The sequence below is a fragment of the Amphibacillus marinus genome, from assembly GCF_900110345.1.
GTDB lineage: Bacteria > Bacillota > Bacilli > Bacillales > Amphibacillaceae > Amphibacillus_D > Amphibacillus_D marinus.
In genome coordinates this window covers 131,113-144,784 of record NZ_FODJ01000007.1, presented here as the reverse complement: position 1 = coordinate 144,784, position 13,672 = coordinate 131,113, and the positions used below count along the sequence as shown (strand labels likewise).

The following is a 13,672-nucleotide window of genomic DNA, read 5'->3' as shown; positions in this document are numbered from 1 at the left end:
GACAGATGTTGGCAATGTATAATGTTTAATCATTAAAAAAACGGGAAAATTCTTTATTAACAATAGCTTTTTAAGAAAGGATTGGATAATTGTATGTATAACTATACAAAGCATTTTATTAATGGTGAGTGGGTCGATTCATCAGATAATGAAACCATTGATGTATTTAACCCAGCAACTGAGGCTAAGATCGGGACTATTAGCGCTGGCACAAAGGATGATTTAGATAAAGCAGTAAAAGCGGCTAAAGAAGCATTTCCAACCTTCTCACAAACAACTCGCAAAGAACGGATTAAATGGTTAACAGATATCGCCCGTGAGTACGAGAAGCGCAAGGATGATTTTATAAAAGTCATTACTGAAGAGCTTGGTTCGCCAGTGTCATTTACTGAAGAAACCCAATATGCAATGGGACTTAATCATTTCAAAGCTACCGCTGAAGTATTAAAGAACTTTCAATTTACTGAAGAGCGTGAGGAGGCATTTATTCAAAAGGAAGCGATTGGCGTAGCAGGATTAATTACGCCTTGGAACTTCCCAACTAATCAGGTTGCAACCAAGCTTGCCAGTGCCTTTGCAGCTGGAAGTACAGTCGTGCTAAAACCCGCAACAGAGACGCCTTTTGCAGCAATGCTTCTGGCTGAAGTTATTGAAAAAGCGGGTATACCAAACGGGGTGTTTAACCTTGTCACGGGAACTGGTTCAACAATTGGTGACGGGATAAGTTCACATCCAGAAATTGATTTTGTTTCCTTTACTGGATCAGGCAATGTCGGTACAAAAATTATGCAAAATGCTGCTGAAGATATTAAAGATATTGCGCTTGAACTTGGGGGGAAATCACCTATTATTGTATTAGCCGATGCTGATATAGAAGAAGCTGCCCGGACAGCATTAGCTAATATTGCAACGAACACTGGGCAAGTCTGTACAGCCGGAACAAGGATTTTTATCCCGAAAGACATGCATGATGCTTTTGCGGATAAAGTTAAAGCCTTATTACCTGACTATCCAATAGGTGACCCTAATCATGCGAATACCTTTATGGGGCCTCAAGTTTCTAAGGAACAATGGCAAACAGTTCAGGACTACATCCAAGCAGGTATTGATACTGGTGCTGAGTTAATTATTGGTGGAACAGGCAAACCAGATGGTCTGGATACGGGATATTATTCAAAGATCACAATGTTCACCCATGTTGACCATAACAGTAAGATTGCTCAGGAGGAAATATTCGGCCCAGTTATGACCGTGTTCACCTATCAAGATCTTGACGAAGCACTTGAGCTTGCTAATACTACGATATATGGACTAGCTGGCTATGTAGTCGGCAAGGATCGTGATACGTTAATAAAGGTTGCCCAAGCAATTCGTGCTGGACGCATCACCATTAATGGTGGTGGCACTGACTTCACGGCTCCGTTTGGCGGCTACAAACAGTCCGGTATCGGCCGCGAGTGGGGTGACTTCGGTATTGATGAATTTTTAGAAACCAAGACGATCCTAGGCATGCCCAATTAAATTATTAAATTATTGCTATTTGCAAAGGCGCAACTGTCCAATTGAAAAAAGTAAGAAAATTAGCCAAGTAGGGGCGATCGCACACATTTATGAGCGATCGCCCCAAATATATGCGTTTCACTCTTAACTTTAAATAATCGCACTAAACCTTAACTTAAGTGCAAAATTGTCTTGATAAGAGCGAGATTTCCCAAATAGAGCGATCGCATTTATTTATTCAGCGAGCACCTCCAATGCACGCTGAATTATACAATATACACAACAACACCTTCATACTCTATTACAAAAAATTCCATTTTTGACCATAAAAACTAAACTACTACATGACTGTTCTTATTCTATAAGAAATCAGTTCAAGAAAATCTTTTACACATCTTTTTTAGTTAAGAAAGGCACTAGTGCTGGACTTAAATCTATCACCTGCTAGTTACCATTAATTAATACTAATGCTTGGTCCAAAACCTTTTCTCCGTTCATTAACCCAAAGTCCTTCATATTAATGCAATCAATTGGAATATTCTTATCTTTTAATTTCTTTTCAAACTGTGTTTGCAGATAACGCACCTGCGGCCCTAGCAAGAGCACATCAATATCCTTTTGTAACATGACATGATCCACTTCTGAAGCAGAAACAGCAAAGATATCTACTTCAATTGCTTTGTTTTCCGCTTCTTTTTGCATTTTTGTTACTAATAGGCTTGTGCTCATCCCTGCTGAGCACACCAACATAATGGTCTTCACATTAGCTTCCTCCTAAATATCCCGTTATCATGATCAGAAATGCCCTATCGTTGACAGCATATTAAGTAATTTCTTTATTGCGTTACACATTGTTTTATATACATCGCTTCAATATTTCGCAGCATCGCTTTAAATTTTTTTATTTTTAACCATGACCAGATGATGCCAACAAAAGCATCGTTTACTTTTTGTAACAGACCACCAGATGACTGGATTACCTCGCAATAGTGGAGTTCACAGCTATCCTTTGTTAAATGCTTAATTCGATAGGTTACCACATAATCACTTTTATTACTCAATGTTCGAAATTGATAAACCTCATCTTTTACTAATTCTTCAATTCGAATCTTTGCCTTAGCTTGCTTGGAAAATGTTCTGACGTACTCAAAGTTTTCAAGGCATGCTTCAGTTAATTCAGCTCCTGTTTGGGAATGGATGTCAGCAAGAACAGATTTAATAATTGTTTGATAAAAAAATACCACTGGTACATTCATTTTTTTTACTAATTCCATTGCAATCACACCTAATCTTTCATCTTTTTTGGTTGCTTATATTTAAACGCTAAAACACTACCCACAACAATTAGAAAAATTGCTGTAACAAGGCTAAGATAATCATAGTTTCCAGTTCGCGCATTGGCACTAAACAGCAACAACAGACAGCCGATGCTGACCATGAACAGACCCCATTTGTCCATAATCATCAGACCTTTTCATAAATGGGGACACTTCGAAAATAAAGAACGGTGCCCCAGGTTTCCTTCTTTATCGCAGCTTTAGCTATTTTTGCGGCTGCTTCTAAATTATCCGAGCTTGTTTCAAAGTAAAGGTTTATCCCTTTTTTTCGTTTATACGAAAAGGTAATGTCTGCTTCGTTATACTTGTTCAACAGATTAATAATATTTTCATGTTGTGTTGCTGAGCTAATTTCAATCATAGTGGTAAATTCCTTTCTATTTATGCTGGAGTTAGCAAGATGGTCACTTTCTAAGAAGTAACCATCTTTAATTAAACCTTCGAAGCTAGTTAATTTATGCTTGCTCGTCTAGCGCAGGGTCAACTTTATTAGCTGCGATTACAAACGGAATCCAGATAGCAAATGATGCGAGCATCGCTACTAATGTGACAATGGGAGCACGCCAATCAGCCCCAGTAGCTAAAAAAGATAGTAAGAAAGGCGGCGTCACCCATGCAACTTGCTGAGAAACCGGTGCAACAAGCCCCCATGCCGTTGCAAAATAACCAATTGAGACAGACACTACTGGCGCAAGCAAGAATGGGACAAACAATAACGGATTTAAAACAATGGGTAGCCCGAACATAATCGGTTCATTAATGTTAAAAACGCCTGGTCCGACTGATAGATTAGCAACGGTACGGTAGTCTTTTCTTCTGGAGAAGAATAGAATGGCTAAGATAAGGACAATGGTCCCACCTGATCCGCCATACCAAGCATACGCATCAAAGGAGCCGCGAACCCATTGGTAGCCATCAGCAATAACGGCAGCTGATCCCCCTTCTTGGAACAGTCTGATGTTTTCTAACTGGGCGACACCAAAGACGCCTTCCAAAATTGGCGCAAGCACATTTGGTCCATGGATACCAAAAAACCAAAACAGTTGAACGAATAAAGCAACTAAGATCACCGCTCCAAAGCCCTGTGATAAGCCCAGCAATGGCAGGGCAATCACCTCTTGGATCCATTCTAAGAATGTCATATCCGGAACTAGCTTGCCAAAAATGAAATAAAAGATTGCGATTGCATAAATCGCAGCTGTGGCAGGAATAATTGAAGCAAATGCCTTTGATACAGCTGGCGGGACGGAATCAGGTAGCTTAATTGTAATGTCAGCTACCATTAATTTCACAAAGATCATGGTTGCAACAAAGCCAATAATCATCGCAGTGAAAAATAAATTAGCATCTAGATTATTAAGGGGGAGCCAGCCCCAATCGGCTGCTGTTATGCTAGAGCTAGTAGCAGCCCAGCCTGCCTCATTAATTGCCGCTACCGCTGCATCATCTAGGCTCAAGCCTGAAATTGCACTGGAGAAGGAAAAAGTAATTCCAGCAAGCGTAGCGGCAGTTGAGACAATTCCACCTGACAGTTCATTTACACCATAAGCTCTGGCTAAATTATAGCCCCAGGAGAAAACAAAAATTAAACCGGCTACCGCCAGCGTGCCATTCCAGACAAAACCATTAATCGCGATGATCTCTCGAATAATTGGAATGGTATTCCCGTCATAACCGTTAATAAATTCGGTTGGCAGGTCTCTAATAAGAGCATTAATCATAACTGCAACCGAACCAGCCATTGTTGCAGGAATAGTGCCAATAAAGGCATCCCTTAAGGCAACTAAGTGCTTCTGACCACCAATTTTACCTGCAATTGGCAGAAAGTACTTTTCCAACCAAAGTGTAAAAATATTCATTTAATGACCTCCTCTAATAAAATGAAAAACGTGTCTTAATTGCCTAGCGGCTATTATCAACCGCATCACTCCCTTCAAATGAATAAAAAGCAGTGCATTCTTTGGACAACGTTCTCTCAGTATAAATAGTATTATGGGAAGTCGTTTTTTATTAACAGGTTATGAGAAATCTATGGTTTTAATTTAGATTCAATAGCATTTCCGTGTAATTCTAAGCTCATCCTGCTGCAAATCGTTTTCCGTATAGTTTACTTGTAAAGAGACTACGCTTTATAATTGCCTTTAACAACATTTAGAGATATTTATCATTTTTACCTCTTGGTCATTTATTAGATTTTTAAAATTTTTTATAAGTCCCTTTTTTCTACCTCCACCATCCCAGACCGTCTAACAAATATAGCTTATTTACTGGATAATTAATATTCTTGCTATCAGGCATTCACAAATAGGTCATTGGTACCGATAGATGATAAAAGGGGATGTAATTTTAAAAAAGGGGAGATTGTTATGGGGAAGCATTTTCGCTTTAAACTAGGGACTAAAATCATTTTATTATTTGTGACTGTTTTACTATTATTTTCTATTGTAATTAGTCTTGTAGTCAGTCAAATATCGATTCGTAATATTGAAGAGATGGCTACATCTAAAGCTCAAGGTGATTTATTATTAGCGTATGATTATATTGATCAGGCTTTTCCAGGAGATTGGGAGATTAGAAACGATCAGCTTTATAAAGGATTGGAATTGATGAATAATAATAATGAGCTTGTTGACCGTCTTGCAGGTTTTACTGGAAATACCGTTACGATATTCCAAGAACAAACGCGTGTAGCCACTAATGTGTTGATTAATGATCAACGCGCTACGGGAACCGAGGTATCAGCAGAAGTTGCTCAGATGGTTCTAGAGCAAGGTGAGCATTATTATGGCAAAGCAAATGTTGCTGGCCAAAATTATCAAACAGCTTATATGCCAATTATTGATCAAGCAGGTACAATCATTGGAATATTTTATATGGGTGCAAATCAGAGTATGATTAATCAGCTACTTAGTCACTTTTTCACCCAGTTTTCAATTGTGCTCGTTGTTAGTCTTGTGCTGGCGATTGCAATTATCTTAATCTTTTCACGAAAGCTTACCCGGCGGCTAAACCAGATAGGTAGTGCCTTAAATCAGGCTGGACAAGGTCAACTAACACTTGAAGTGAATGACGATGGTTATGATGAAATTGCGCAACTTGCGAATGATTATGATAAAATGCGGCAAATGCTTGCTGCAACACTAGACCAGATCCAAGAAAGTACCGGACAACTAGCCGCTTCATCAGAGCAACTTGCTGCGAATGCCGAAGAAACAAGTTCCGCTTCTGAAAGGATCACGCTAGCCGCGCAAGAGGTTGCTGAAATCGCCCATGTTCAAAATGACGAAGTCACTAATAATCAACAGGCTGTTGACCAGATCACGACAGAACTTGATCAGGTTTCAACACATGTCAATCAAATGACAACGGATAGTCAGCATGCTAACCAACGGGCACAAAACGGTTTAGAGCAGATTGGTCAGTTAACCAATCAGCTCCGGGATATGACATCTGCTATTGCTGAGCATGGCCGAATTATCAACGGTCTGACCACACGCTCGCAACAAATCGGCGATATTACGCAAGCCATTACGACGATTGCTGATCAGACCAATTTACTTGCATTAAATGCAGCGATAGAAGCTGCTCGTGCTGGGGAGCATGGCAAGGGGTTTGCCGTTGTTGCTAACGAAGTGCGACAATTAGCCGAGCAATCTCAGCAGTCTGCCAGTATGATTACAGAACTGATTACTGCTATTCAGCATGATATGAAGGAATCTGATCAAGCATTGAAGCAAGTCCAGCATGAAGCAAACACAAGTACGCAGCTTATTACAACAACCGGTGAAGCCTTTCAACGGATTATGCAATCGATTCAGGCAATTAGCGCTGGTATTAATGACTTAAATAGTGCCACTAAGCGGATAACGATTTACTCAAAGGACGTTCAAAATTCATTTACAGCGATGTCAAAAACAGTAACGGATACCTCACATTCTGCTCAGCAAGCCTCCGATTTATCAGAGGAACAGTTCGCTGCTATGGAAGAAGTAACCGCAGCATCAGATGATCTTGCTAAGCTAGCCATGGAACTGCAAGAGCTGATTGGTCAGTTCCAAACATCAGCTTAATTAAAAAGATGTGCAAGTAAGGCATAGATTGCACTTACTTGCACATCTTTAGATCTTTTTGACAAATTCCGATTTAAGGCTCATCGCTCCAAAACCGTCAATCTTACAATCAATATTGTGATCACCTTCAACTAAACGAATATTCTTTACCTTTGTTCCTGCTTTTAGATTATTAGCGCTACCCTTTACTTTAAGATCTTTAACAACTGTAATGTTATCACCATCAGTAAGCATATTTCCATTAACATCTTTAACAATCAGCGCCTCTTCAACAGAATGTTCTTCATCTACTGGATTCCATTCATGAGCACATTCTGGACAAACAAGTAATAAGCCATCCTCATAAGTGTATTCAGATTGGCATTTAGGACAATTTGGTAGCATCGACATGGTTTCCCTCCCATTTTCTTTATAAATCATTTACCTTTAGCCAAAAGGCTAGTCCTTCTTACTATAATACGTTCGTTCTTCCTTTTCCATCTATATTTACGTAATAATAGTATGACTGCTGATATCTAGCTATTTTTTTTAAAAAAAATTTGCATACAAAAAACCTTACACGAGCATTCTCTGTCTCATGTAAGGCTTGCTTTAGCTTGCTATTCTCCAATCACGCCACAAGCAATTCTTTCGCCAGAATTTCCCGCTGGCTGTGAGACGTAATCATCAGGATCCGCATGGATCATTAATGACGTACCCTGTTCAGGAAACAATGTATTAGGCGCACCTTTTTTTAAGGTGACCATTGGCGCATCAACCTCAGCATATACTGTGCCGTCTTCTTTGACCGTAATGTTAGGTAGATCTCCGGCATGTGGTCCCTCGGGATGGTCGAAGCCATGCTTCTTATCAGTTGGATTATAATGTCCGCCTGCCGATTCAAAATCCGGTGGAATGCATTCGCCTGCTTCATGGATATGGAAGCCATGCTCGCCTGGTGGGAGATTCTCGCCCTCTAAGACTATACGAACCCCGCCTGCTGGTTTTTCCGTGAGTCTTGCTAGCGCCACCTGCTGCCCATCTCGATTCATTAAGGTTACTTCGACCATCTCTTCTGCATCTGCGCCAGTTTCGACCGCCTCTTCATCACGCGTCTGATAATCCTGAGCCTGCTGACTATTCTCATTGTTACAACCTGCTAAGCTAACTGTTGCAAAGAAAAGCATTGCTAGTAGCCAATATTTCGTTTTCATCCTGTTAACACCCTTTCTAAGCTGACTTAATGTTAGCTTTTACAAGAATGCGCCCATTTAAACAAACATTCTAGCTTAAATCTAATTGCCCGGTTCAGATAACACCTTATCAATGATTGACAATCCGCCATTATCAATGATAATAAATCTATACAAAGAAAATTTAGAGAGGTGCTAACGAATGGCTTTTATTTTCGGTATCCTGGGTTTTTTAGGTGGAATACTTTGTGCAATCGGAGATGTTCTATTTGATTACAAAAGTAAGTTAAATGAAAAGCTTGGAAGGGATAAGCTCATTGAGCGTGATTGGGCTGATATGGCCAAGTGGCGCTTTAAGCTTTCAATTGGATTGGCAACCATTGGTGTCCCATTATTTGCGCTCGGTCTCATGTCACTAGCCATGCAATTAGCAGAAAATAACAGCCTGTTTGCGACTATCTTCTGGCTTATTAGCTTAGTCGGCATAACGGGTGGAACGTTTATTCATATTATGCTGTGCTGTTTTCCTATTATTTATAAAACCATGCTGGCTAAAGGATGTACATTTGACCAAATTGAAGCGACCTTATCAGATCTTTATCATGCTGTAAAAATTCCTTTTTTTTCTTTATACTTTTGCCTAGTCATTGTTCCTTCAATCGCTGTCAGCTATGCCATTGTCGTCAATTATTTAGCTCTGCCGAATTGGACAATCAGTTTAATGCCTGTTTCACTTATGGTAATTGGTGGCTTACTTCGGGTAGTCAAGCAAGACTGGTTCGCCAACTTTCCTGGTATTATTATGCCAAGCTTAGGTATGGGCCTACTTGGTTTACTTGCCGCTATTCATGCTCTTTAATAAGTACTTTAACCATTTACCCCGCTACCTTTTGATTAAGATAGCGGGGTAAATGCCAATTGCTATTTTTTCTAGAGTAATCAACATGTGATAATCACTCTAGCATATCCCGGTGGTTTTCGGACCGCCATTTCAAAAAGATAGCCAGCAAGGGACAGAAGATGAGCACACTATAGATAACACCCTGAACAATTTGGGATTGATAAATGAGCAAACCATCTCCAAGTAGGTGCTGATGTACGATTAACCAGTACATTAATATATAAACGGGCAGCTGGATCCCCACGATTGAGGTATAGTTTTTACATAGTCGCGAAACCAAGGTAGTCACTAGTGTTAAAGATATGGCTATGACATACATTAGCACCGTTGTAACTAGAATCAATTGTATAAACGTAAGGTCATACCAGTATAGAAAACCTAAAAAAGAATTTATATTACTATGCAAGAACATCCCCGTATTGTTGGCTGAATACAAACAATAATAGACGATTAGTAGGCCCGTTGTTATGATCATTGTAGCTAGTAACCCGGCTGCTAGCTTTAACTTGAACAATCGCCGCCCTACTTTAGAACTGTATTGCAGACTAATCAGATTATGCTTGTAATCCTTTATAAAAATAGGTGCAATCATGAACATGACACTAAGGAGAACAGTTATCAGCACAGATTGACTAAAGCGATGAAAGTTATCGCCAACTAAGTCCGGGAATATCGCATGCACTGTCCCAGACTCAACAACTTGATTAATTCTAAGACTCTGACTTTCCGTAGCCCCTTGCCAAATATGTGATTCATAATCGTTTATAGTCTGTTCCCTCTGTTCAATTATCCACTCTCGAGCAGGAACTTCCCAAAAAAGGTCAATACCTTGTTCAAAAACAAGCTGATTATGGATCTCATTAAATGAAGCATCTCGAATATCCATAGTTTGAAAATTAGCTAATGATTTAACACCTAAAACAGACAAATCTGAGTTTGATTGAATCCAGTCATCGGCTTTACTTAATTCCTGTTGGTAGACAGTCTTAAAATCGGTAAATTCATGATCATCTAATTCAAGACCATAGTTTTCTATCATTTCAACACTTATCCGATAGGTATCTGTTGCTGGGCGCCCATTAGGAAAGTAAGTAAGCTCAAATTCTATAAAAAGAAAATACATGAGCAGGTTAATTAAAATGAGCATAACGAGCATAACGGGATTAAATATTTTTTTTAATTCGTGTAATAGAATTGGCATGTCTAACGTACTCCTTCACCTAAGATCTGCTTTCTTAAAACTTCGTGCACATACAATGATTAAACTGAACATTAGAATAAACCAGCTAGATACCGTTATCAACTCAAAGTAAGGGGTAACTGTGAGTGGAACATACATAAACCAGATAACCGGATTCATGATTAAATGTACCGGTGTAAACAGTCCAAGGAAAAAAGTAAGCTGATCTCTTGGAAGCAACCCTTGGATGACAAACAGCGTACCGAACAGCGTAAAAAAAGTGAATATGGCAAGATAATTATTACGAATCCACCTTGTTAATACGACCATTATCAAGTTAAAGATAATCATTAACAAGTACGCAAGCACAATGATCGCAACTAAATATTCAAAAAAAGCTAAATTCCACCACGATACGGACCAGTCATTACCAAAGTTAAAATAATTACTAATCGGTACGTCCAATAATGCTTGGTATGGAAAAACGCTAAAATACCCAATTAAAGCTGTTACTAATATGATCGTGAACACAATTAAAGTGGCTAGTGTTGTTACTACGAGCTTATCTAGCCATAATCTCCTTCCCCGTTTTGTGCTGAAGGTCAGTAAGTAACTGCCTTGGTCAAATTCAAAATTCATGACATGTGTTGTCATCAGCACAGTTAGGATAAGACCTTCAAACAGTATTGCTTTAAACAGGGTTGTGAATAGTAACTGGTGCGTCCTAAATACAGATTGGTCATGAAAAAAATATTTGTATTCCTTGTTTTCAGCCACCTTATCAAACCGATCATTAATAACGTCATTCTGCTTTCTAATTAATGCAGCTGCTGAACCGCTCAGCCCATATTTATTAATGGCGGCCTCAGCTTTCTCAGTCGGGTCAAGCTGGCTAAAATCATTATCTATATTCAGACTCTTAAAATAGTAATGTTCAAGTATAGCAACCTCAGTAATAAAAGCGAGCTCTTCTTCAGTAACAGACGCTTCTAACATATAGTCCCGATCTGAATATAGTGCTCCCATGTCTGGATAAGTTGTTGACCACAAATTTGATGTCAGCACATTGACTTCTTTCATTTGCGAGTCGTAATCTCTCGCTAATCGAGCAACCACGTCATTATTAATTTCATTGCCATACGTGTCAGCAATTCGATTGACTATTCGTAAATCTTCCTTGATGTAGTGGTTTTGATAGATCAGCACAGCGTTAACGACAATGAACACAACCAAAAGCGCTAAGGTAACCGGTGCAGTCATTGCCTTTTGAAGCTCATACCGAACGATCTGCATAATAGTGTCCGCTACCTACGTCTTGATATTGATAAAGAAAGGCATCCTCCAATGTTGGCCTTACTTGCAACCAATTTAAATCAGCATTCTTCTCTGCGATAAAACGAATAACCATTGCACCATTATCTTGTCGTTCTGATAATGATAAATAGTGTTGCCGAAACTGATCAACATCCGGAAAAGCTACTTCTGTTTCAAAGACTTTTCCTTCAAGCTCACTACAAATATTAGCAATACTATCTTTATAGCGGATTTCACCATTCTTAATCATAATAATTTCATTCGCAATTGATTCAACATCCGATACAATATGGGTCGACAGAATAACTGTTCGATTGCGAGCTAGCTCAGATAGTAAGTTTCTAAATCGAACCCGCTCTTTCGGATCAAGCCCAGCTGTTGGCTCATCTAATATTAATAGTTGCGGGTCATTTAACATTGCCTGCGCAATGCCTACACGTTGGATCATTCCACCCGAGAACGTGCGCATCTTCTTTTTCATGACATCTTCTAAGGCAACGAGCTTAAGGAGCTCAGGTATCTTTTGATCCATTTCCTTCTTCTTTAAGCCTTTTAAGGCTGCTAAATAGTGGAGATATTGATACGGGCTATTATTCTTATAAAATCCGAATTGCTGTGGAAGATAGCCGATGACATCACGATAATGCTCGCCCATACTATATATATCCTGACCTTTATATAAAATTGCTCCCGAACTAGGATAAAGCAACGTAGTCAGCATTTTAATTAAAGTTGTTTTCCCTGCGCCATTCGGCGCTAACAAACCGTATACCCCGTGCGTAAATTCAAGATCAATTTCGTTAAGTACAGTGTGACTTCCATATTTCTTACTAACATCGTTAATTGTTAACATAGATAATAGCCCCCCTACTCCTGTCTTGTATAAAGACTAATTTTATTTTTTTTAAATATAAAAGAAACGTTACAGAAATAATGATGAGGTAGACCCCCCACGGGATCGTTATTAACAGACGTTGATAAAGACTTGAATCGATCAGGATAGGTACCGCATTTATACTAATCCAACCGATAAAAAATAGTAAGCGCGAAAAAACTGATCTAAGCCACGTTAAAGCATACAAGAATAATAGTGCAAATAGTAGTAGTGAGGTCGTCGATACCATCAGTGCTTGCACAAAATGGAACGATGAAAATTTAACCAGCATTAACAGCACCCACAATGTATTTAACAGAAAGCAACAAATACTAAACAACAGCATCCGGAATACCGCTAATTGCTCAAGCGTGTACTTACAGGCCATCTCCACCTCTACTGTGCTCAGAAACTCACTTGATAGGAAAGGGAGTAATGACAGTACACCATACAAAATTGGTGAACTAATCATAATTATTCCATAAGGGTTTTGTGCAAAGTTTATCTGTTCTTGCTGAGTTATGATTAAAAAAACCATTAGCGAAGTGACCATCAGTACAGCTATACTTACTGCCCTTGCATCTCTGAATACAAACCGGAGCCCTATCTGTTTGTACAGCTTGTACAAAAGCTTAAAAAAAGGTTCCGGCCTGCGCACCCCTTTGCTTACAATTTGATTAATTTCACATTTAACCCTGTTTAGATCAGGTAGAAGCTCATCACCCTTATTCATTGCTAGCCACCTCCTTTAGGGCATGTTTAATAATAGCTAAGCCGCGATAGTATTTAGTCTTAACAGAAGACTCTGTAATGTGTAAGGCAAGACTGACTTCTTTAAATGTATACTCAGCAAACAGCTTTAACCGCAGAATTTGCTGAAGCGAGCTTTCCAGCGAATTGACCTCATTCATCACCGCATCGACCCTTTCGTTATAAAGTATGGTTAACGTTACATCATCTGTTTGAGCAAGTTCGAGCTCATGAATAGCGACGGTAGCTTTCTGCATCCGATAAACCTTTGAACGGAAGTAATCTACAATTGTATAGGTAGCAATCTTGTATAACCACGTACGGAAGGCTGCCTTCTTCCGATCAAACTGGTAAATACCTTGTAGCATCTTAATGAAAATTTCCTGGGTCAAATCTAGTGACTGTTCTTGTTCACGCGTTTGCTTGTATACATACCGATAAATCTCGTAGTAGTGTCTTGACACGAGCTCATTTGCAGCAGCTTTATTCCCCGTTTTCTTAATCTGTTTTATTAGCTTTGCTTCATGCTCCATAGCTCACCACTCTTTTATTATAATTCCATTACTTATAGCCA

Annotated in this window: 15 protein-coding genes; 3 read left to right on the top strand and 12 right to left on the bottom strand. The window is 39.2% G+C overall.

Translation table 11 applies throughout. The features are described 5' to 3' along the window. Nucleotides 1-93 precede the first annotated feature (93 nt). A complete protein-coding gene (locus BM000_RS10805; RefSeq protein ID WP_091498038.1) occupies nucleotides 94-1,521 on the top strand; it encodes an aldehyde dehydrogenase family protein in 1,428 nt (475 codons plus the stop codon). Nucleotides 1,522-1,944: 423 nt separating this feature from the next. Here BM000_RS10805 and BM000_RS10800 read toward each other — a convergent pair whose 3' ends face one another. The 5 genes from BM000_RS10800 to BM000_RS10785 form a co-directional block, all read right to left on the bottom strand. Further along, the gene (locus BM000_RS10800; protein WP_342708166.1) at nucleotides 1,945-2,262 is read right to left on the bottom strand and encodes a PTS sugar transporter subunit IIB; all 318 of its coding nucleotides are present in this window, start codon (nucleotides 2,260-2,262) and stop codon (nucleotides 1,945-1,947) included. Nucleotides 2,263-2,336: 74 nt separating this feature from the next. Continuing rightward, entirely contained in the window at nucleotides 2,337-2,774 is a 438-nt protein-coding gene (locus BM000_RS10795) for a DUF3284 domain-containing protein (protein WP_091498035.1), read from the bottom strand. Between the two features lie 11 nt (nucleotides 2,775-2,785). Further along, the gene (locus BM000_RS16780) at nucleotides 2,786-2,959 is read right to left on the bottom strand and encodes a hypothetical protein (protein WP_218144097.1); all 174 of its coding nucleotides are present in this window, start codon (nucleotides 2,957-2,959) and stop codon (nucleotides 2,786-2,788) included. Nucleotides 2,960-2,964: 5 nt separating this feature from the next. Then, nucleotides 2,965-3,198 carry a hypothetical protein gene (locus BM000_RS10790; RefSeq protein WP_091498033.1) on the bottom strand — a complete coding sequence of 78 codons (234 nt, stop codon included), beginning with the start codon at nucleotides 3,196-3,198 and terminating at the stop codon, nucleotides 2,965-2,967. Between the two features lie 94 nt (nucleotides 3,199-3,292). Beyond that, entirely contained in the window at nucleotides 3,293-4,696 is a 1,404-nt protein-coding gene (locus tag BM000_RS10785; RefSeq protein WP_091498030.1) for a PTS sugar transporter subunit IIC, read from the bottom strand. 507 nt (nucleotides 4,697-5,203) lie between these two features. Here BM000_RS10785 and BM000_RS10780 point away from each other — a divergent pair. Next, a complete protein-coding gene (locus BM000_RS10780; RefSeq protein ID WP_091498028.1) occupies nucleotides 5,204-6,907 on the top strand; it encodes a methyl-accepting chemotaxis protein in 1,704 nt (567 codons plus the stop codon). 48 nt (nucleotides 6,908-6,955) lie between these two features. Here BM000_RS10780 and BM000_RS10775 read toward each other — a convergent pair whose 3' ends face one another. After that, complete coding sequence (locus BM000_RS10775; RefSeq protein WP_091498024.1) at nucleotides 6,956-7,297, bottom strand: zinc ribbon domain-containing protein YjdM; 342 nt, start codon at nucleotides 7,295-7,297, stop codon at nucleotides 6,956-6,958. A gap of 209 nt (nucleotides 7,298-7,506) precedes the next feature. Further along, on the bottom strand, nucleotides 7,507-8,100 hold the full coding sequence (locus BM000_RS10770) for a superoxide dismutase family protein (RefSeq protein WP_091498021.1): 594 nt from the start codon (nucleotides 8,098-8,100) through the stop codon (nucleotides 7,507-7,509). Between the two features lie 181 nt (nucleotides 8,101-8,281). Between BM000_RS10770 and BM000_RS10765 the strand changes: the two genes are divergently transcribed. Continuing rightward, the gene (locus tag BM000_RS10765) at nucleotides 8,282-8,938 is read left to right on the top strand and encodes a DUF6796 family protein (RefSeq protein ID WP_091498018.1); all 657 of its coding nucleotides are present in this window, start codon (nucleotides 8,282-8,284) and stop codon (nucleotides 8,936-8,938) included. A 94-nt stretch (nucleotides 8,939-9,032) separates the two neighbouring features. Here BM000_RS10765 and BM000_RS10760 read toward each other — a convergent pair whose 3' ends face one another. The 5 genes from BM000_RS10760 to BM000_RS10740 are packed head-to-tail and all read right to left on the bottom strand — an operon-like array spanning nucleotide 9,033 to nucleotide 13,631. Then, a complete protein-coding gene (locus BM000_RS10760; protein ID WP_091498015.1) occupies nucleotides 9,033-10,181 on the bottom strand; it encodes a hypothetical protein in 1,149 nt (382 codons plus the stop codon). Nucleotides 10,182-10,196: 15 nt separating this feature from the next. Next, nucleotides 10,197-11,453, bottom strand: coding sequence for a hypothetical protein (locus BM000_RS10755; protein WP_091498013.1), 1,257 nt, complete (start codon nucleotides 11,451-11,453; stop codon nucleotides 10,197-10,199). Next, nucleotides 11,434-12,327, bottom strand: a complete 894-nt coding sequence (locus tag BM000_RS10750; protein ID WP_091498010.1) for an ABC transporter ATP-binding protein — start codon at nucleotides 12,325-12,327, stop codon at nucleotides 11,434-11,436. The genes BM000_RS10755 and BM000_RS10750 overlap by 20 nt, the downstream gene beginning before the upstream one ends. Beyond that, nucleotides 12,314-13,081 (bottom strand): hypothetical protein, encoded by a 768-nt coding sequence (locus BM000_RS10745; RefSeq protein WP_091498007.1) that lies wholly within the window; start codon nucleotides 13,079-13,081, stop codon nucleotides 12,314-12,316. The genes BM000_RS10750 and BM000_RS10745 overlap by 14 nt, the downstream gene beginning before the upstream one ends. Then, complete coding sequence (locus BM000_RS10740) at nucleotides 13,074-13,631, bottom strand: RNA polymerase sigma factor (protein ID WP_091498005.1); 558 nt, start codon at nucleotides 13,629-13,631, stop codon at nucleotides 13,074-13,076. Before BM000_RS10740 ends, BM000_RS10745 begins: the two co-directional genes overlap by 8 nt. Nucleotides 13,632-13,672: the final 41 nt, after the last annotated feature.